Source organism: Nocardioides sp. AX2bis, assembly GCF_902506435.1.
Taxonomy (GTDB): Bacteria; Actinomycetota; Actinomycetes; order Propionibacteriales; family Nocardioidaceae; genus Nocardioides.
Window position 1 is genome coordinate 359,376 of the sequence record NZ_LR733215.1, and the last position, 17,519, is coordinate 376,894.

At 73.9% G+C, this 17,519-nt stretch carries 18 protein-coding genes; 12 read left to right on the forward strand and 6 right to left on the reverse strand.

Annotated elements, in window-relative coordinates:
• Positions 1 to 8: 8 nt before the first annotated feature.
• The gene (gene trpS, locus GV155_RS01765) at positions 9 to 974 is read right to left on the reverse strand and encodes a tryptophan--tRNA ligase (protein WP_160004669.1); all 966 of its coding nucleotides are present in this window, start codon (positions 972 to 974) and stop codon (positions 9 to 11) included.
• A gap of 277 nt (positions 975 to 1,251) precedes the next feature.
• Here trpS and GV155_RS01770 point away from each other — a divergent pair, with 277 nt between their 5' ends.
• The 4 genes from GV155_RS01770 to GV155_RS01785 all read left to right on the forward strand — a co-directional run bounded on the left by GV155_RS01770 (position 1,252) and on the right by GV155_RS01785 (position 4,156).
• Complete coding sequence (locus tag GV155_RS01770; protein WP_236553848.1) at positions 1,252 to 2,442, forward strand: acetoin utilization protein AcuC; 1,191 nt, start codon at positions 1,252 to 1,254, stop codon at positions 2,440 to 2,442.
• 227 nt (positions 2,443 to 2,669) lie between these two features.
• The gene (locus tag GV155_RS01775; RefSeq protein WP_442938799.1) at positions 2,670 to 2,834 is read left to right on the forward strand and encodes a helix-turn-helix domain-containing protein; all 165 of its coding nucleotides are present in this window, start codon (positions 2,670 to 2,672) and stop codon (positions 2,832 to 2,834) included.
• A 101-nt stretch (positions 2,835 to 2,935) separates the two neighbouring features.
• Positions 2,936 to 3,037, forward strand: a complete 102-nt coding sequence (locus GV155_RS01780; protein ID WP_008356322.1) for a 30S ribosomal protein bS22 — start codon at positions 2,936 to 2,938, stop codon at positions 3,035 to 3,037.
• A gap of 63 nt (positions 3,038 to 3,100) precedes the next feature.
• A complete protein-coding gene (locus GV155_RS01785) occupies positions 3,101 to 4,156 on the forward strand; it encodes an NAD-dependent epimerase/dehydratase family protein (protein WP_236553850.1) in 1,056 nt (351 codons plus the stop codon).
• Between the two features lie 316 nt (positions 4,157 to 4,472).
• Here the strand turns inward: GV155_RS01785 and GV155_RS01790 are convergent, their stop codons facing one another.
• Positions 4,473 to 4,874: a cupin domain-containing protein gene (locus GV155_RS01790; RefSeq protein WP_201300020.1), complete on the reverse strand. Its 402-nt coding sequence runs from the start codon at positions 4,872 to 4,874 to the stop codon at positions 4,473 to 4,475.
• A 110-nt stretch (positions 4,875 to 4,984) separates the two neighbouring features.
• On the opposite strand from GV155_RS01790, the gene fbaA reads away from it, so the two are divergent.
• Genes fbaA through GV155_RS01805 form a run of 3 tightly spaced genes read left to right on the forward strand, consistent with a single transcriptional unit; the run spans position 4,985 to position 7,362 of the window.
• Positions 4,985 to 6,016 carry a class II fructose-bisphosphate aldolase gene (fbaA, locus tag GV155_RS01795; RefSeq protein ID WP_160004673.1) on the forward strand — a complete coding sequence of 344 codons (1,032 nt, stop codon included), beginning with the start codon at positions 4,985 to 4,987 and terminating at the stop codon, positions 6,014 to 6,016.
• Positions 6,017 to 6,070: 54 nt separating this feature from the next.
• Entirely contained in the window at positions 6,071 to 6,469 is a 399-nt protein-coding gene (locus tag GV155_RS01800) for a DUF3151 domain-containing protein (RefSeq protein WP_160004675.1), read from the forward strand.
• Between the two features lie 47 nt (positions 6,470 to 6,516).
• Positions 6,517 to 7,362 carry a carbonic anhydrase gene (locus tag GV155_RS01805; protein WP_160004677.1) on the forward strand — a complete coding sequence of 282 codons (846 nt, stop codon included), beginning with the start codon at positions 6,517 to 6,519 and terminating at the stop codon, positions 7,360 to 7,362.
• Between the two features lie 39 nt (positions 7,363 to 7,401).
• Here the strand turns inward: GV155_RS01805 and lysS are convergent, their stop codons facing one another.
• Both lysS and GV155_RS01815 read right to left on the reverse strand, forming a co-directional pair.
• Complete coding sequence (gene lysS, locus GV155_RS01810; protein WP_160004679.1) at positions 7,402 to 8,895, reverse strand: lysine--tRNA ligase; 1,494 nt, start codon at positions 8,893 to 8,895, stop codon at positions 7,402 to 7,404.
• Between the two features lie 72 nt (positions 8,896 to 8,967).
• On the reverse strand, positions 8,968 to 9,882 hold the full coding sequence (locus GV155_RS01815; RefSeq protein WP_160004681.1) for a diacylglycerol/lipid kinase family protein: 915 nt from the start codon (positions 9,880 to 9,882) through the stop codon (positions 8,968 to 8,970).
• 179 nt (positions 9,883 to 10,061) lie between these two features.
• Here GV155_RS01815 and GV155_RS01820 point away from each other — a divergent pair, with 179 nt between their 5' ends.
• Entirely contained in the window at positions 10,062 to 11,345 is a 1,284-nt protein-coding gene (locus GV155_RS01820) for an adenylosuccinate synthase (protein ID WP_160004683.1), read from the forward strand.
• A gap of 65 nt (positions 11,346 to 11,410) precedes the next feature.
• On the opposite strand, the gene GV155_RS01825 is transcribed toward GV155_RS01820, so the two are convergent.
• Positions 11,411 to 12,091, reverse strand: a complete 681-nt coding sequence (locus GV155_RS01825; protein ID WP_160004685.1) for a MerR family transcriptional regulator — start codon at positions 12,089 to 12,091, stop codon at positions 11,411 to 11,413.
• Between the two features lie 59 nt (positions 12,092 to 12,150).
• Between GV155_RS01825 and GV155_RS01830 the strand changes: the two genes are divergently transcribed.
• The 4 genes from GV155_RS01830 (at position 12,151) to GV155_RS01845 (ending at position 16,049) form a co-directional block, all read left to right on the forward strand.
• A complete protein-coding gene (locus tag GV155_RS01830) occupies positions 12,151 to 12,729 on the forward strand; it encodes a DUF4188 domain-containing protein (protein ID WP_160004687.1) in 579 nt (192 codons plus the stop codon).
• A 197-nt stretch (positions 12,730 to 12,926) separates the two neighbouring features.
• Positions 12,927 to 14,207, forward strand: a complete 1,281-nt coding sequence (purD, locus tag GV155_RS01835) for a phosphoribosylamine--glycine ligase (protein ID WP_160010706.1) — start codon at positions 12,927 to 12,929, stop codon at positions 14,205 to 14,207.
• Positions 14,204 to 15,622, forward strand: coding sequence for an adenylosuccinate lyase (gene purB / locus GV155_RS01840; RefSeq protein ID WP_160004689.1), 1,419 nt, complete (start codon positions 14,204 to 14,206; stop codon positions 15,620 to 15,622). The genes purD and purB overlap by 4 nt, the downstream gene beginning before the upstream one ends.
• 4 nt (positions 15,623 to 15,626) lie before the next feature.
• Complete coding sequence (locus tag GV155_RS01845; RefSeq protein ID WP_160004691.1) at positions 15,627 to 16,049, forward strand: hypothetical protein; 423 nt, start codon at positions 15,627 to 15,629, stop codon at positions 16,047 to 16,049.
• Here GV155_RS01845 and GV155_RS01850 read toward each other — a convergent pair.
• Positions 16,034 to 17,488, reverse strand: a complete 1,455-nt coding sequence (locus GV155_RS01850) for an MFS transporter (protein ID WP_236553852.1) — start codon at positions 17,486 to 17,488, stop codon at positions 16,034 to 16,036. The genes GV155_RS01845 and GV155_RS01850 overlap by 16 nt on opposite strands.
• Between the last annotated feature and the right edge of the window lie 31 nt (positions 17,489 to 17,519).

A 17,519-nucleotide genomic window follows, 5' to 3' on the forward strand; every position in this document is an offset into this window, starting at 1 on the left:
CCATCTCGTCACAGGCCGAGGGCCTGCTCGACCGCGGCCAGGACGGGCGCGGTGACCTCGCGGCAGCGTTCCTCCCCGCGGGCGTAGACCTCGTCGACGTGGTCGGGTGCGGCGAGCAGGGCGGCGTACCGCTGCTGCACCGGCTCCAGGACCGCGACCACGGCGTCGGTGACCGCCTTCTTCAGTGCGCCGTAGGTCGTCAACCCGTCCGCCGACCCGCCGCAGGCGACGAGGACCTCGAGCAGGTTGGTGACGCCCGGCTTCGTCCCGCGCTCGGTGCGCGCCGCGTCGGCGCCGGTGTCGGAGTCGGTCACCGCCCGGGCGACCTTGCGACGGACGACGTCGGGCGGGTCGAGGAGCCGGACCACGCCGGCCTCGTCGTCGGCGCCGACGGACTTGCTCATCTTGGCCGTCGGTCGCTGCAGGTCCATCACCCGCGCCCCGGCCGCCGGCACGACGGCCTCGGGCACGACGAGCACCGGCCCGTACGCCCGGTTGAAGCGCCGCGCGAGGTCCCGGGTGAGCTCGACGTGCTGGCGCTGGTCGTCGCCCACCGGCACCTGCTGCGGCGCGTGCAGCAGGATGTCGGCGGCCATCAGCACGGGGTAGGTGAACAGCGAGGCGCGCGTCGACTGCTCCGCGCGGCCCTTCTCCTTGAACTGCACCATCCGGCCGAGCTCGCCGGTGGTGGCCACGCACTCCAGCAGGCAGGTCATCAGCCGGTGGGCCGGCACCCGGCTCTGGACGAACAGCGTGCTGCCGTCGAGCCCGCAGGCCAGCAGCAGCACCGCCAGCTCGCGGGTCCGGGCACGCAGCGCGGCCGGGTCGTGGGCGGTCGTCATCGCGTGCAGGTCCGCGACGCCGACCCGGGTGTCGTACGCGTCCTGGCGCGCCGCGAGCGGGCGCAGCGCGCCGAGCAGGTTGCCGAGGGTGAGGTGGCCGCTCGGGGTGAGCAGGGAGAGCTGGGTGGTCATCGGGTCCTCCGTGGTGGGTGCTGCCCACGGGAGGGTCCGGAGTCACGCGTACGGCCGCCTCGTGGGCGGCCGTGGGTGGGGTGGGTGCGTCGACGAGGTGGGCCGCCTGGTCAGGCGGGCCACCACTGCTGGCAGGAGCGAGCGCGGGTCGTCGGCACGCAGGCATCGTGCCACGGGGCCGCCCGCGGTGTCCGGAAGCGTCATCTCGAGGGCGCCGCGAGCGTCATCTCGGCTGTCCGCGAGCGTCATCTCGGCGGGGGTCGGTTAGCGTGCGGACGTGACCGAGACCTCCTGCCCCGGGCCGGCGACGGTCGTCTTCGACGACGGCCTGACCGCCTACGACTTCGGGGCGGGTCACCCGATGTCACCGCTGCGCGTCGACCTCACCATGCGGCTCTCCCGCGAGCTCGGGGTGCTGGACCACCTGCGCGCCGTCGACGCCCCGATGGCCGACCTCGACCTGGTCGCGACCGTCCACGGCGACGCGCTGATCGAGGCCGTGGGCCGGATGGGCCGCGAGCCCGGCGCGGGCGAGGAGGCCTTCGGGCTCGGCACCGACGACAACCCGGTCTTCCGCGGGATGGACGTCGCGGCCGCGCACGTCGTGGGCGCCACGGTGGAGGCCTGCCGCCAGGTGTGGAGCGGGGAGTCCCTGCACAGCGTCAACGTCACCGGCGGGCTGCACCACGCGATGCCGGACCGGGCCAGCGGGTTCTGCGTCTACAACGACGTCGCCGTCGGGATCCGGTGGCTGCTGGACCAGGGCGCGCAGAAGGTCGCCTACGTCGACGTCGACGTCCACCACGGCGACGGCGTCGAGGCGATCTTCTACGACGACCCCCGGGTGCTGACGATCTCGCTGCACGAGAGCGGGCAGTTCCTCTTCCCCGGCACCGGCTTCGCCGGCGACACCGGCGGCCCGGACGCCAAGGGCAGCGCGGTCAACGTGGCGCTGCCGCCGGGCACCTCCGACGAGGGCTGGCTGCGGGCCTTCCACGCCGTGGTGCCGCCGGTGCTGCGCGAGTTCGCCCCCGACGTCCTGGTCACCCAGCACGGCTGCGACTCGCACGCCGACGACCCGCTGGCCGACCTCACGCTCAGCGTCGACGGCCAGCGCGCCAGCTACCTCGCACTGCACGACCTCGCCCACGAGGTCGCCGGCGGGAGGTGGGTCGCGCTCGGCGGGGGCGGGTACGCCGTGGTCGGCGTCGTCCCGCGCTCCTGGTCGCACCTGCTCGCCGTGGTCGGCGGTGCCCCGCTCGACCCGGCCACGCCCACCCCGCCGGCGTGGCGCGAGCACGTGAAGGAGCTGCTGGGGGCGACCGCACCGCTGCGGCTCACCGAGGGGCGCACCCCGACGTACCGGCCCTGGGAGGAGGGGTACGACCCCGACAGCTGGCTGGACCGCCTGGTCCAGGCGACGAGGACCGCGACGTTCCCGCTCCACGGCCTCGACCCGGTGCTCTGACCAGCACTCAAGGGACCGGCCGCCCGGCGCCGAGCACGGCGAGTCAAGGCGACACGCCGTGTCCCACGAGTCAGTCGAGGCATTCTCTTCCCCACCAGTCACTCCAGGCCCTATCCTCCGGTCAAGCGCTGGTGTGAGTCAGCGGAGGGAGTTCATCGGCGCGTGCCGAGGAAGACAGGTGCCACATGGTCTCGAGCTCGTCCGGGCCGGGAACCGAGCCGGAGTTCATGACCGTCGCCGAGGTCGCGACCCGCATGCGGGTCTCGAAGATGACGGTCTACCGGTTGCTGCACGGCGGGGACCTCCCCGCCGTCCGGGTGGGCCGGTCCTTCCGGGTCCGCGAGGAGGACGTCGACGAGTACCTCCGCAAGAGCTTCTACGACGCCGGCTGAGCCCGGGGCGAACCCGATTCGGTCGGGTGCGGCGGTGGTGGCTAAGGTGGGGCGGTCCTGGCGGCGCTCGCCGCGAGGGACCAGTGTCTGAGAGGTAACCCGTGGGTTCTGTCATCAAGAAGCGGCGCAAGCGCATGGCCAAGAAGAAGCACCGCAAGCTCCTGAAGAAGACGCGCGTCCAGCGTCGCAAGCTCGGCAAGTAGGCCGTACGGGCGCCACCGTGCGCCCGCTCCCCGTCCTCGCACGCCCGCACCTGGGAGCATCTCGTGGCAGCTGACGCCCGGACCGTCCTGGTCACCGGGGTCTCCCGGGACCTCGGGCGTCGTTTCGCGCGCCGGATCGCCGCCCAGCCGGGCGTGCGGAGGGTGATCGGTGTCGACGTCGTGCCGCCCCGCGGCGACATCGGCGACGTCTCCTTCGTGCGTGCCGACATCCGCAACCCGGTGATCGCCAAGGTGATCGCCCGTGAGGACGTCGACACGGTCGTGCACATGAGCGTCATCGCCACCCCCGGCAGCACCGGCGGGCGGGGGCCGATGAAGGAGCTCAACGTCATCGGGACGATGCAGCTGCTCGCGGCGTGCCAGAAGGCGCCGTCCGTGCGGAGGCTGGTGGTGAAGTCGACCACCACGGTCTACGGCGCCAGCAGCCGCGACCCCGCGATGTTCACCGAGGACATGGAGCCGCGCCGTCCGCCGCGCTCGGGCTACGCCAAGGACGTCGCCGAGATCGAGGGCTACGTCCGCGGCATGGCGCGCCGTCGTCCCGACGTGCGCGTCACCATGCTGCGCTGCGCCAACGTCATCGGCCCGCACGTCCAGAGCCCGATCACGTCCTACTTCCGGCTGCCGGTCGTCCCGGTCGTGCTCGGCCACGACGCACGGCTGCAGTTCCTGCACGAGTCGGACCTGATGGCGGTGCTCCACCACGCGGTCGACGCCGAGGTGCCCGGCACCTTCAACGTCGCCGGCGACGGGCTCCTCACGCTGTCGCAGGCCGTACGCCGGCTGCGGCGGCCGATGGTCCCGATGCCGGGCTTCGCCGTCGGCGGGGTCGGGTCGGTGCTGCGCTCCGCGCGCGCCGCGGACTTCTCGCCCGAGCAGCTGGCCTTCTTGACCTACGGTCGGGGCGTGGACACCACGCGGATGCGCGACGAGCTCGGGTTCTCCCCGTCCTACTCGACCGCCGAGGCCCTGGCCGACTTCGGTGCCGGTCTGTCCCCGACCGGGGGTCGCGGTGCCCGGGTCGTCGACGAGCTGGCCGGTCGCCTCCCCGCACCGGCCCCCACCCCCGCGCTGCACGGGAGCGACCTCGATGGGTGACGCCGAGATCATCCCGCTGGGCACCCGCGGCCGACCGGGTCGCGGCACCGGCCGGGCGCCCTCGGCCGCGGCCCGCGGCCTGGCCGGAGCCGGCGGCGCCGAGCACGCCGGGCACGACCAGCGACCCGGTCACGACGACCACCACGGCCACGGCGAGCGCGGACCCGGCCGTGGCCAGGCGGCGCAGGAGGAGCGCGCGGCGTCCCGCCGCGAGGGTCCCGGCCACCGGGGGAGGGACGGGGCCCCGGCCGATCGCGTCGTCGAGCTGCTCGGACAGGTCCATGCCGTTGCTACGCACCGGGCGACCGATCGGTTGTCACCGGTGCGGGTCGGGCGCGTGGTCGACGTTGACGGTGGGCACGCCGTCACCGGCGCGGGCGATCACCGCGAGCGAGGGCTCGTCGCCGGGGTTCGACTCCCGGTGCACGGTGCGGGGCGGGACCTCGACGAAGTCGCCGGGGTGGGCGTCGACGTGGCCCGGGACGCCCTCGCACTCCAGGCGCAGCACGCCGCGGACGACGTACAGGCTCGAGACGTTGGTGTCGTGGTGGTGCCAGCCGGAGACCGCGCCCGGCTCGGTCACCACGGTGCCGGCCCACAGGCCGGGGACCTCGAGGGCGCGGGAACGCTGCATCCCGGCGGTCGGGTCCGCGGCGACGAGGTCGGCGGCGCGGACGACGCGGACCGGGTGCGGGGCGTCCGCGGGCGTCTGGCTCACCCCCGCACCCTAGGCGTGGCGGGCGCCACACGCACTAGGCTGGCCGGGCACGCGACGCCGTGTCCGACAGCGCCGGACGCAGCACCGGACCCCGCCCGAGGAGAGCAACGATGCCCATCGCCACCCCCGAGAAGTACGCCGAGATGCTCGATGCCGCGAAGGCCGGCGCGTACGCGTTCCCCGCGATCAACGTCTCGTCGTCCCAGACCCTCAACGCCGCGCTGAAGGGGTTCGCCGACGCCGGCTCCGACGGCATCATCCAGGTCTCGACCGGTGGCGCGGAGTACTTCTCCGGCCAGGGCGTCAAGAGCATGGTCACCGGCTCCGCGGCCTTCGCGGCGTTCGCGGCCGAGGTCGCCGCGGCGTACCCCGTGAACATCGCGCTGCACACCGACCACTGCCCGCAGGACAAGCTGGACGGGTTCGTGCGGCCGCTGCTGCAGATGTCGGCCGAGCGCGTCCAGCGCGGCCAGGCGCCGCTGTTCCAGTCGCACATGTGGGACGGCTCGGCCGTGCCGCTGGACGAGAACCTCGAGATCGCCGCCGACCTGCTCGAGAAGTGCATCGCGGCGAAGATCATCCTCGAGATCGAGGTGGGCGTCGTCGGTGGCGAGGAGGACGGCGTCGAGGCGGAGATCAACGACAAGCTCTACTCCACGCCCGAGGACGCGATCGCGACCGCGAAGGCGCTCGGGTACGGCGAGCAGGGCTACTACATGACCGCGCTGACCTTCGGCAACGTGCACGGCGTCTACAAGCCCGGCAACGTCAAGCTGCGCCCGTCGGTGCTCAAGGACGCCCAGGAGGCCGTGGTCCGCGAGTTCTCCCTCGAGGAGGGCGCCAAGCCCTTCCACCTGGTCTTCCACGGCGGCTCCGGCTCGTCGGCCGAGGAGATCTCGGAGGCGCTCGACTACGGCGTGGTGAAGATGAACGTCGACACCGACACGCAGTACGCCTTCACCCGGCCCGTGGCCGGCCACATGCTGGCCAACTACGAGGGTGTGCTCAAGGTCGACGGCGAGGTCGGCAACAAGAAGCAGTACGACCCCCGCGCCTGGGGCAAGGCCGGCGAGGCCGGGATGACCGCCCGCGTCGTCGAGGCCTGCGAGAACCTGCGCGCGTCCGGTCGCTCGATCGGCTGAGCCCCCCCGAAGGGCTGCCCGTGGGGCGGGCGGTCATCCACCTTCCAGGACCTGATGGCCGGCCCCCCGCCCACCCACCTCCCGCAGGACCCGGCCGAGGCCGAGCTCGCGGGCTCCACCCCCGCCGACGTGGTGCGCCGCCACCCGGCCTCGCCGATGGCGTGGGCCGCGCTGGCCGAGGAGGCGCGCGACGGCGGCGCCGACGTCGTCACCGTGTACGCCTACTCGCGCGTGGGCTACCACCGCTCGCTGGACATGCTGCGCCGCAACGGCTGGAAGGGCAACGGCCCGGTGCCGTGGGAGCACGAGCCGAACCGCGGGTTCCTGCGCTGCCTGGCGATGCTGGCCGTGGCCGCCCGCGAGATCGGCGAGACCCCGGAGTGGGAGCGCTGCTCGACGTTCCTGCGCGACTCCAGCCCCGCGGCGTACGACGCGCTGCTCGGCGACGCCTGACCCTCCCCATCGCTGGGAGGTTGTGAAGATCAACTAATGTGGTTGCCGTGCGCAACCGCCATCTGCTGCTGTCCTCCGTCCTGCTCGCCCTGACCGTCGCTGCCTGCGGCAGCGAGACCGCGGCCCCGGGCGGAGGTCCGGCGGCGGAGGGGTCCTCCGCCGCCCCGGAGCCGCCGGCCCTGACCGGTGCGGACGTCCACTGGGGCTACTCCGGCGAGGTGAGGCCCGCCCGCTGGGGCGGGCTGGCGGCGGACTTCACCGCCTGCGGGTCCGGCGACGAGCTGTCGCCGATCGACCTGAGGACCGGTCGGGCAGCAGGCGGCGAGGACCTCGAGCTCGACTACGGCGACATCGACGAGCACCTGGTCGACAACGGCCACAGCGTCCAGGTCGTCAACGACGACGAGGACGAGGACGTCGACGACCAGCTCGAGGTCGGCGGCGTCGACCACCGCCTCGACCAGCTGCACTTCCACGCCCCGTCGGAGCACACCGTCGACGGCCGACGGTCCCCCGTGGAGTTCCACTTCGTCCACGTGGCCGAGGACGGCAGCCTCGCCGTGGTCGCCGCTCTCGCCGCCGTCAGCGGCTCCGACGACCCGGACTGGCAGCCGTTCGTCGACGCGGTCGGTGACCTGGAGGCCGCCGGGACCGGCGAGGGCCTCGCCGACGAGCTCGACGTCGCGGCCCTGCTGCCGCGCTCCACCGAGCACTGGGCCTACGAGGGCAGCCTGACCACGCCTCCGTGCAGCGAGGGCGTGCACTGGATGGTCCTCGACCACCCGGTCACGCTCGGCGCGGACCAGGTCGCGGTGCTCCAGGAGGCGTACGCCGACAACAACCGCCCGGTCCAGCCGGTCGCCGGGCGGGAGGTCGACCTGCTCGCGCGCTGACGTGACGGCTGGCCCGGCCGCACGTCAGCGGGCTCGGCGTCAGCGGGCCTCGGCGCGCAGGTGCGGGAAGAGGATGGTCTCGCGGATCCCGACGCCGGTGAACAGCATGATCAGCCGGTCGATGCCCAGGCCCAGGCCGCCCATCGGCGGGGCGCCGTACTCCAGCGCCCGCAGGAAGTCCTCGTCGAGCTGCATCGCCTCGGGGTCGCCGCCGGCGGCCAGCTCGGACTGCCGGGTGAGCACCTCGCGCTGCACGACGGGGTCGACGAGCTCGCTGAAGGCGGTGCCGCGCTCGACCCCGGCGATGATCAGGTCCCACGCCTCGATCAGGCCGGGCTCGCTGCGGTGCGGGCGGGCCAGGGGCTGGGCCGAGGGCGGGTAGTCGCACAGGAAGGTCGGCTGCAGCAGCGTCGGCTCGACGAGCTCGGAGAGCAGCTCCAGGACGACCTTCTCGGCGTCCCAGGCCGGGTCCAGCTCGACGTCGTGCGCCCCGGCCAGCTCGCGCAGCCGCTCCACGGGGGTGGCCGGGGTGACCTCCTCGCCGACCGCGGTCGAGACGCCCTCGTAGACCGGCAGCCAGCGCCACTCGCCGTCGAGGTCGACCACCCCGGCCGGGGTCTCGACCTGCCGCGAGCCCACCGCGTCGGCGGCCGCGAGGAACATGGTGCGCATCAGGTCGGCCATCGTGTGCTGGTCGCCGTAGGCCTCGTAGACCTCGAGCATCGTGAACTCGGGGGAGTGGGTGGAGTCGGCACCCTCGTTGCGGAAGATCCGGCCCATCTCGAAGACCCGGTCGACGCCGCCGACGACGGCCTTCTTCAAGTTCAGCTCCAGCGCGATCCGGAGCGTCATCTCCTGGTCGTAGGCGTTGAAGTGGGTGCGGAAGGGGCGGGCCGCGGCGCCACCGTGGATCCGCTGGAGCACCGGCGTCTCGATCTCGAGGAACCCGCCGTGCTCCAGCGTGCGACGGATCGCGCGGGTGATCTCGGAGCGGGTGCGGACCATGTCCCGCGCCTCCTGGCGCACGATCAGGTCGGCGTACCGCTGGCGCACCCGGGACTCCTCGGAGAGGTCCTTGTGCAGCACCGGCAGCGGCCGCAGCGCCTTCGAGGCCATCTCCCAGCGGGTCGCCATCACCGACAGCTCGCCGCGGCGCGAGGAGATGACACGCCCCTCGACCAGCACGTGGTCGCCGAGGTCGACGGTGCGCTTCCAGTCCTCCAGCTGCTCCTCGCCGACCTCGGCCAGGCTCAGCATCACCTGGAGCCGGGTGCCGATGCCCTCCTGGAGCGTGGCGAAGCACAGCTTGCCGGTGTTGCGCACGAACATCACGCGGCCGGCGACCCCGACGACGTCCTGGGTCTCCTCGCCCTGCTCGAGGTGGTCCCACGTGCCGCGCACCTGCGCGAGGGTGTGGGTGCGCGCGACGGCGACCGGGTAGGCCTCGCGCCCCTCGTCGAGCAGCCGCTGGCGCTTCTCGCGCCGGACCGCCACCTGTGCGGGCCAGTCGTCGGTCTGCTCGTCGTGGTCCATGGCGCAGAGGCTACCGAGGCGGCCGGGCCCGTCCGGACGGCACCGTCAGGGGCAGGAGCTCAGGGCAGGAGGTCAGGGCAGGACCATCTCGTACGCCTCCGGCTCGATGCGCCAGGTGCGTCGGCGCTCCGGGCCGCTGATCTCCCCGTCGGCGCTCACCCAGAACTCCTCGCCCACGACGCTGACGGTCCGGGCGCGGAGGTAGTCGACGTCGGAGCGCTCGTGGTGCGTGCCGAGGAGGAGGCGGCCGGCGTACCCGAAGCGCGCCAGCGGTCCGGCGGACCGGGAGATCATCACGTCCAGCCGACCGTCCTCGGGGTCGGCCTCCGGGATCAGGTCGGTGCCGCCGCCCACGGAGCGGCCGTTGCCGACCGCGACCATCAGCACCGGACGGTCGAAGTCGTTGACGACCTCGCCGTCGACCTCGACGCGCAGCCGGATGACCGGCGGGTCGAAGGCGGTGATCGCGGCGCCGATCGGGTAGCCGAGCTTGCCGAGGTTCGCCTTCTTGTAGCCGACCTTGCCCAGCCGGTGCTTCCAGCGCACGGACCGGCGGCTGGCCGCGGCGCCGGCGCCGGCGTGGGCGTTGTTGACCACGATCGTGCCGACCTCGTCGACGATCAGGTCCATCGGGCGGGGGGTGCCCTCCAGGACGACCTCGGCGGCGTCCTCGACGTCGAGGGGGATGCCGTTGGTGCGGGCGAAGTCGTTGCCGGTGCCCAGCGGCAGCAGCGCGACCTGGTTCTGCCCGAGCTCGTGGCGCTTGTGCAGCGCCGACAGCACCGCGTGCAGGCTGCCGTCGCCGCCGGCGACCACGATCCGGCGCGACCCGGCGCGGTGCAGGACGCCGTCGAGCTCGCCCGGGTTGGCGGTGCGGGCCACCTCGACCGACGCGCGCCCGCTCATCACCCCGAGCGCCAGGCCGAGCCGCTCCTCGTCGGAGGTGCCGGCGTCGGCGTTGGCGATGACCAGGAGCGGCTCTGACATGTCCACATCATGCCGGGCGGGTGGGTCCCGCGGATCGGGTGGGCGGGCCAGGACCTTGGTAGGTTGAGCAGTCGCAGCCCCGGTCCGCCCGGGGCTCTCGCACGTGCGGGCGCACCGCCCGCGGCCCACAGCCCTACGTCCGGCGCACCGTCGGCAGGACCGTCAGCAGGAGGAGCACCATGCCCGCGATCGCCATCATCGGAGCCCAGTGGGGCGACGAGGGCAAGGGCAAGGCCACCGACCTGCTCGGCAGCCGCGTCGACTACGTCGTGAAGTTCAACGGCGGCAACAACGCCGGCCACACGGTGGTGATCGGTGACGAGAAGTACGCCCTGCACCTGCTGCCCAGCGGGATCCTCTCGGCCAACTGCACGCCGGTCATCGGCAACGGCGTGGTGATCGACGTCGACGTGCTGTTCGAGGAGCTCGACGCCCTCGAGGCCCGCGGCGTCGACGTCGGCAAGCTGAAGGTCAGCGCCAGCGCCCACGTGATCGCCAGCTACAACCGCAGCGTCGACAAGGTCGCGGAGCGGTTCCTCGGCTCGCGCCGGATCGGCACCACCGGGCGCGGCATCGGACCGACCTACGCCGACAAGATGAACCGGATCGGCATCCGGGTGCAGGACCTCTTCGACGAGAAGATCCTGCGCGCCAAGGTCGAGGGCGCCCTGGAGCTGAAGAGCCAGATCCTCACCAAGATCTACAACCGGCGCGCCCCCGACGTCGACGCGGTCGTCGAGGAGCTGCTCGCCCACGCCGAGCGGCTGCGCCCGATGGTCTGCGACACCGGGCTGCTGCTCAACCAGGCCCTGGACCGCGACGAGACCGTGCTGCTCGAGGGCGGCCAGGCCACCCTGCTCGACGTCGACCACGGGACGTACCCGTTCGTCACCTCGAGCTCGGCGACCTCCGGCGGGGCCTGCACCGGCTCCGGGATCCCGCCGCGCCGCCTGGACCGGGTGATCGGGATCGTGAAGGCGTACACGACCCGCGTCGGCGAGGGCCCGTTCCCGACCGAGCTGTTCGACGACTTCGGCGCGCACCTGTCCAAGGTCGGCGCGGAGTTCGGCGTGACCACCGGCCGCGCGCGGCGCTGTGGCTGGTTCGACGCCGTCATCGCCCGCTACGCGGCGAGGGTCAACGGGGTCACCGACTTCGTGCTCACCAAGCTCGACGTGCTGACCGGTCTCGAGCAGGTCCCGGTCTGCGTGGCCTACGAGGTCGACGGCGTGCGCCACGACGAGATGCCGGTCAACCAGACCGACTTCCACCACGCCAAGCCTGTCTACGAGTACTTCCCCGGCTGGTGGGAGGACATCTCGGAGGCCCGCACCTTCGAGGACCTGCCGAAGAACGCCCAGGACTACGTGCTCGCGGTCGAGAAGATGTCCGGCGCCCGGATCTCCGTGGTCGGCGTCGGTCCGTCGCGGGCCGCCACGATCGTCCGCCACGACCTGCTCTAGCCGAGATGACGCTCGCGGACAGCCGAGATGACGCTCGCGGCGCGTCGAGATGACGGTTCCGGCGCTCAGTGGTCCGGCGGGCCGTACCTGACCAGGCTGTGGTGCGCCTCGCCGAGGCGGCGCAGCACCTCCAGCAGCCGGCCGTAGACGACCTGCCCGACGACGAGCTGGGTGAGCAGGTCCGTCGGGTCGAGGTCGCCGAGGGCGGCGACGTCGTGGCGGGCGACGAGGTCGGCGGCGACGACGTACGGGCGCAGGTCGGTCGAGGCGACCGGCAGCCCGAGCCGCTCCCAGGCCAGCACCGTCTCGAGCACGGCGCGCAGTGCGGCCCACTCCGGTGCGGCGCGCAGCTGGTCGTCCCACCCGACCTCGGCGGCCAGCTCGCCGGCGAGCGCGTCCGCCCGCTCGGCCAGGGGTCCGGGCGCGGGGACGGGGCCGGCCAGGGCGCTCGACCCGGCGGCCAGGACGCCGAGACTCCCGTGCGTACGGTCGGCGCCCTCGTCCTCGAGCGCGGCGACCAGGTCGCGCAGCCGCCCGACCGGCACGTCGCCGACCTCGCGCAGCAGCCGCAGCAGGCGCAGTCGGGCCAGGTGCGTCTCGTCGTAGTCGGCGCGGGTGGTGCTGCGCAGGCGGCCCTCGGGCAGCAGCCCCTCCCGCAGGTAGTACTTCACCGTGCCGACGGGGACCTCGGCGGCCCGAGCCAGCTCGCCGAGGGTCAGGGGGGCGGTCGTGGGCGTTGACACCATGGATGGATAGTGCCAGTCTCCAATCAGGAACCAGCACTTCCCAATGTGATGAGGTGGCGATGTCGACGACGAGCACGAGCACCACGGCCGGCCCCCCGGCGTACCGCGGGGCGGCCGACGCGGCGCCCTCCGGCGTCCGGGGCGGCGCACTGTCCGCCGACGTCGGGGAGGACGAGGTCGTCCTGTTCGTCATCGGCATGCGCGTCAACCGGCTGCGCCGGGTTCGCAGCTGGACCTACGTGGCCCGCCAGATGCCGGCGATGCTGCGCGAGCTCGCCGCGCTGCCGGACAGCCCGCTGCTGGCCTTCCGCAGCTGGTGGTCGGGGCGCGACGTGATGGTGACCCAGGTCTGGCGCTCGGCCGAGGAGCTCGGCCGGTTCGCCCGCGACCAGGACCATCCCCATGCGACGGCGTGGCGGGAGTTCAACCGGCGGATCGCGGCGTCCGCCGACGTGGGGATCTGGCACGAGACGTACGTCGTGCGTGCCGACCAGGTCGAGTCGCTGTACGGCAACATGCCGCCGATCGGGCTCGGGGCGGCGTACGGGCTCGTGCCGGCCGGAACGCGGCGGGCGACGGCCGCCGTACGGCGGGTGCACGGCGCCGCCGGCGACCACGCGCTGGGCCAGCTGGACTGAGACGCCGGCCGGGCCGCGGGGCGCCGGAACCGTCACCTCGAGGCGCCGCAAGCGTCATCTCGGCTGTCCGCGAGCGCCATCTCGGCGGGCGGGGCGCCGGGGCGGCACTAGGCTCTCGGCACGTGAGCGAGCACCGTACGGACCCTGCCGCCCCCGCCCCCTCGGCCCCGTCCGCGCCCGACGCGTCCGACGGGCTGCTGACCGTGCTGGTCGTCGGCACCGGAGGTCGTGAGCACGCGCTGGCCCGGGCCCTGTCCCGCGACCCCGGGGTGCGCGCCGTCCACGCCGCCCCGGGCAACCCGGGCATGCGCGCGGTGGCCGAGCTGCACGACGTGGACCCGATGGACGGGGTGGCCGTGGCCGACCTCGCCGTCGCCCTCGGGGCCGGGCTCGTCGTGGTCGGTCCCGAGGCGCCGCTGGTCGCCGGGGTCGGCGACGTGGTCCGCGAGCGGGGCGTCCCGGTGTTCGGCCCGACGCGCGAGGCCGCCCGGCTGGAGGGCTCCAAGGCCTTCGCCAAGGACGTGATGGCCGCCGCGGGCGTGCCCACCGCGGCCGCCCGGGTCTGCACCACGCCCGCGGAGGCGGCCGCGGCGCTCGACGAGCTCGGCGCGCCGTACGTCGTCAAGGACGACGGTCTCGCCGCCGGCAAGGGCGTCGTGGTGACCACCGACCGCGCCGAGGCGCTCGCGCACGCCGCGGCCTGCGAGCGGGTGGTGGTCGAGGAGTTCCTGGACGGCCCGGAGGTCTCGCTCTTCGCGATCACCGACGGCGTCACCATCCACCCGCTCCAGCCCGCGCAGGACTTCAAGCGGATCGGCGACGGCGACGCCGGCCCCAACACCGGCGGGATGGGCGCCTACACGCCGCTGCCCTGGGCCCCGCCCGGCCTGGTCGACCAGGTCCTGCGCGAGGTGCTGCGACCCACGGTGGAGGAGATGGCCCGGCGGGGGACGCCGTTCTCCGGCCTGCTCTACGCCGGCCTCGCGATGACCTCGCGGGGAGTGCGCGTGGTCGAGTTCAACGCCCGGTTCGGCGACCCCGAGACCCAGCCGCTGATGGCGCTGCTGGACTCCCCGCTCTCCCCGCTGCTGCTCGGCGCCGCCACCCGGACCCTGGCCGACGTCCCCGCCCCGGCCTGGCGCACCGGGTCCGCGGTCGCCGTGGTGCTGGCCAGCGCCGGCTACCCCGCCACGTCGTCGTCGGGGGACGTCATCGCCGGTCTCGACGAGGCCGAGGCGCTGGACGAGGTGCACGTCGTCCACGCCGGGACGGCCGTGGCGGACGGCGACGTCGTCACCGCCGGCGGGCGGGTGCTCGCGGTCGTCGGCACCGGCGCCGACCTGTCCGCGGCCCGCGCCACGGCGTACGACGGGGTCGCCCGGGTGTCCTTCCCGGGCGCCCAGCACCGCACCGACATCGCCCTCGTCGCCGCCCGGGACGAGGAGCAGGACCTGGCCCGCGAGAGGATGGACCCGTGAGCGTCCCCAACGTCCTGGCCACCCGCTACGCGAGCGCCGACCTCGCCCGGATCTGGTCGCCGGAGCACAAGATCGTCCTTGAGCGCCGGCTGTGGATCGCGGTGCTCCGCGCCCAGCGCGACCTCGGCGTCGCGGTGCCCGACGGCGTCGTCGAGGCGTACGAGGCCGTCGTCGACCAGGTCGACCTCGCCTCGATCGCGGCGCGCGAGCGGGTCACCCGCCACGACGTGAAGGCCCGGATCGAGGAGTTCTGCGCGCTGGCCGGGCACGAGCACGTGCACAAGGGGATGACCTCGCGCGACCTCACCGAGAACGTCGAGCAGCTCCAGGTGCGCCAGTCCCTGGCCCTGCTCCGCGACCGCGCCGTGGCCACGCTGGCCCGCCTCGCCCGGCTGGCCTCCGAGCATGAGCTGACCGTGATGGCCGGCCGCTCGCACAACGTCGCCGCGCAGGCGACCACGCTGGGCAAGCGGTTCGCCACCGTGGCCGACGAGCTGCTCGTCTCCCTCGAGCGCGTCGAGGAGCTGCTCGCGCGCTACCCGCTGCGCGGGATCAAGGGCCCGATGGGCACCTCCCAGGACATGCTCGACCTGCTCGACGGCGACGAGGCGCGCCTGGCCGAGCTCGAGGACCGGGTCGCGGCCCACCTCGGCTTCGCGCGGGTGCTGACCTCGGTCGGCCAGGTCTACCCCCGGTCGCTGGACTTCGACGTGCTGTCCGCGCTGGTCCAGCTGACCGCGGCGCCGTCGAACCTCGCCACCACGATCCGGTTGATGGCCGGCCACGAGCTGGTCACCGAGGGCTTCGTCGCGGGCCAGGTCGGGTCCTCGGCGATGCCGCACAAGATGAACACCCGGTCCTGCGAGCGGGTGAACGGCCTGGCCGTGGTCACCCGTGGCTACCTCTCGATGGTCTCGGAGCTGGCCGGCGACCAGTGGAACGAGGGCGACGTCTCCTGCTCGGTCGTGCGCCGGGTCGCCCTGCCCGACGCGTTCTTCGCCGTCGACGGGCTCTTCGAGACCTTCCTGACGGTGCTCGAGGAGTTCGGGGCGTTCCCGGCCGTCGTAGCGCGCGAGCTCGACCGCTACCTGCCGTTCCTGGCCACCACCAAGGTGCTGATGAGCGCGGTCCGCAACGGGGTGGGACGCGAGAGCGCCCACGAGGCGATCAAGGAGGCCGCGGTCGGCACGGCCCTCGACATGCGCGCCGGTCAGGCCGAGAACGACGTGCTGGCACGTCTGGCCGCCGACGAGCGGCTGGGGCTGACCGAGGCGCAGCTGGCCGCGCTGGTGGCCGAGCCGATCACCTTCACCGGCGCCGCCGTCGCCCAGGTCCAGGCGGTCGTACGCCGGGTCGCGGCCGTGGTCGAGCAGCACCCCGCCGCCGCCGCGTACGCCCCCGGCTCGATCCTCTGACGTCGTGGGGGACCGGCGCGGGCGGTCGCTGCTGAGGCTGCCGCGCCTGCCGCGGCTCTCAGTCGCGGCGGCCGTGGTGCTCGGCCTGCTCGGCGGGTTCCTGGTCGCCGCGCTCACGCAGGAGGTCGGCGGGACGGTGACGCCCGACGTCGTCGACGAGGTGTGCAGCGCGCCCGCGGACGGGGGGCGGTGGTGCGCCCAGCGCCGTCAGCGCGCCGACGGGCTCGTCGTCGGCGCGGTCGACGAGCTGTGGGTCGTGCGGCGCGAGAGCGGGGAGGACGGCGAGGACGGCGACCGGGCGACCGTGGCGGCGTGGCCCTACCCCGGCGACGCCTTCGACGCCCGGTTCGTCGACGGCACGCTCGTCGTCCGTGGGCCCGACGGGGCCCAGGCGGTCTACCCGCCGGCGTTCTACGCCCTGGACTGAGCCGGCTCGACGGGCTCGTCGGGCTGCGGCGGGGCGGTCCCGCCGGGGTGGCGTACGGCGCGCACGGCCATCGCCAGGGCCAGCCCGAGCAGCACCGCACCGACGGCGAGGGAGACCCGGAACGCGGTGTCCGGGTCGGAGCGGGCGGCGGTGAGCTGGTAGGCCGTGACCAGCAGCGCGGCCCCGATCGAGGCGCCGATGCGCTGGCCGGTCTGCAGGGCGCCACCGGCCGCGCCGCCCATCCGGGGCGGCACGTCGGCCAGGGTCAGGGTGATGTTGGGGGAGACGACCGCGCCGCCGCCGAGCCCGGCCAGCAGCAGGGTCGGGGCCAGCCAGAGCCACAGCGGGTCGCGGCCCGGCGCCAGCACCAGGGTCAGCACGACGCCGACGATCGTGACGACCAGGGCGACGACGGTCAGGCCGCGCCCGACCCGGGTCACGAAGCGGCCGGCGACCGGTGAGCTGATGGCCGAGCCCGCCGCGAACGGCACGAGCAGCAGCCCGGTCTCGAGGGGCGAGTAGTCGAGACCGTCCTGGAGCCACACCGAGAGCACGAGCAGCAGCCCGGTGAAGCCGGTGAAGTACAGCGCGCCGACGGCCAGGCCGTTGAGGTAGCCCGGCAGGGTGCGGAGCAGGGCGAGGTCGAGCAGCGGCGGGTGACCGCGGCGGGCCGTACGCCGCTCCCAGGCCGCGAAGGCCCAGCCGAACAGCGGGACCCCGAGGAGCAGGACCAGCGGCAGCCGCGCCCCGCTCTCGAGGCGGACGACGGGGTAGAGCAGGCAGATGACCGTGAGGCCCAGCAGCACCGCGCCGGGCACGTCGATGCGCGGGTCGCCCTCGTCCTCGCCGCGGACCCGACGTGGCACCATCCGCGCCACCGCGAGCAGGGCGACCGCGCCGATCGGCACGTTGACCAGGAACAGCCACCGCCAGCCGTCGTCCTCGCCGGCGACGGCGATGATCAGGCCGCCGATCACCGGGCCGGCCGCCGAGGCGACGGAGACGGTGAAGCCGAAGAGGCCGAACGCCTTCCCGCGCTCCTCGCCGGTGAACAGCTGCTGGATCAGCCCCGAGTTCTGCGGCGTCAGCAGCCCGGCGGTGGCGCCCTGGAGCAGCCGGGCGGCGATCACCAGCTCGACGTTCGGGGCGAGGCCGACCATCGCGCTCGAGAGCACGAACCCGGTCAGCCCGACCAGCATCATCCGGCGGCGCCCGTACGCGTCCCCGAGCCGCCCGCCGGCGACCAGGGTCAGGCCGAACGTCAGCGCGTACCCCGAGACGACCCACTGGACCGTGCCGGGCGAGGTGTCCAGCCCGGCCTGCATCGAGGGGATCGCGACGTTGACGATCGAGACGTCGAGCAGCGACATGAACCCGACGACCAGGGAGACGGCGAGGATCCGCCAGCGCCGCGGGTCCGGGGCGACATCATCACTCACCGGCTCACGCTCACCGGGCCACTGTGGACGA

Coding starts and splice junctions, on each gene's coding strand:
- trpS (WP_160004669.1), bottom strand. CDS start 974: ATGACCACCCAGCTCTCCCTGCTCACCCCGAGCGGCCACCTCACCCTC.
- GV155_RS01775 (WP_442938799.1), top strand. CDS start 2,670: ATGACCGTCGCCGAGGTCGCGACCCGCATGCGGGTCTCGAAGATGACG.
- fbaA (WP_160004673.1), top strand. CDS start 4,985: ATGCCCATCGCCACCCCCGAGAAGTACGCCGAGATGCTCGATGCCGCG.
- GV155_RS01800 (WP_160004675.1), top strand. CDS start 6,071: ATGGCCGGCCCCCCGCCCACCCACCTCCCGCAGGACCCGGCCGAGGCC.
- lysS (WP_160004679.1), bottom strand. CDS start 8,895: ATGGACCACGACGAGCAGACCGACGACTGGCCCGCACAGGTGGCGGTC.
- GV155_RS01815 (WP_160004681.1), bottom strand. CDS start 9,882: ATGTCAGAGCCGCTCCTGGTCATCGCCAACGCCGACGCCGGCACCTCC.
- GV155_RS01820 (WP_160004683.1), top strand. CDS start 10,062: ATGCCCGCGATCGCCATCATCGGAGCCCAGTGGGGCGACGAGGGCAAG.
- GV155_RS01825 (WP_160004685.1), bottom strand. CDS start 12,091: ATGGTGTCAACGCCCACGACCGCCCCCCTGACCCTCGGCGAGCTGGCT.
- GV155_RS01830 (WP_160004687.1), top strand. CDS start 12,151: ATGTCGACGACGAGCACGAGCACCACGGCCGGCCCCCCGGCGTACCGC.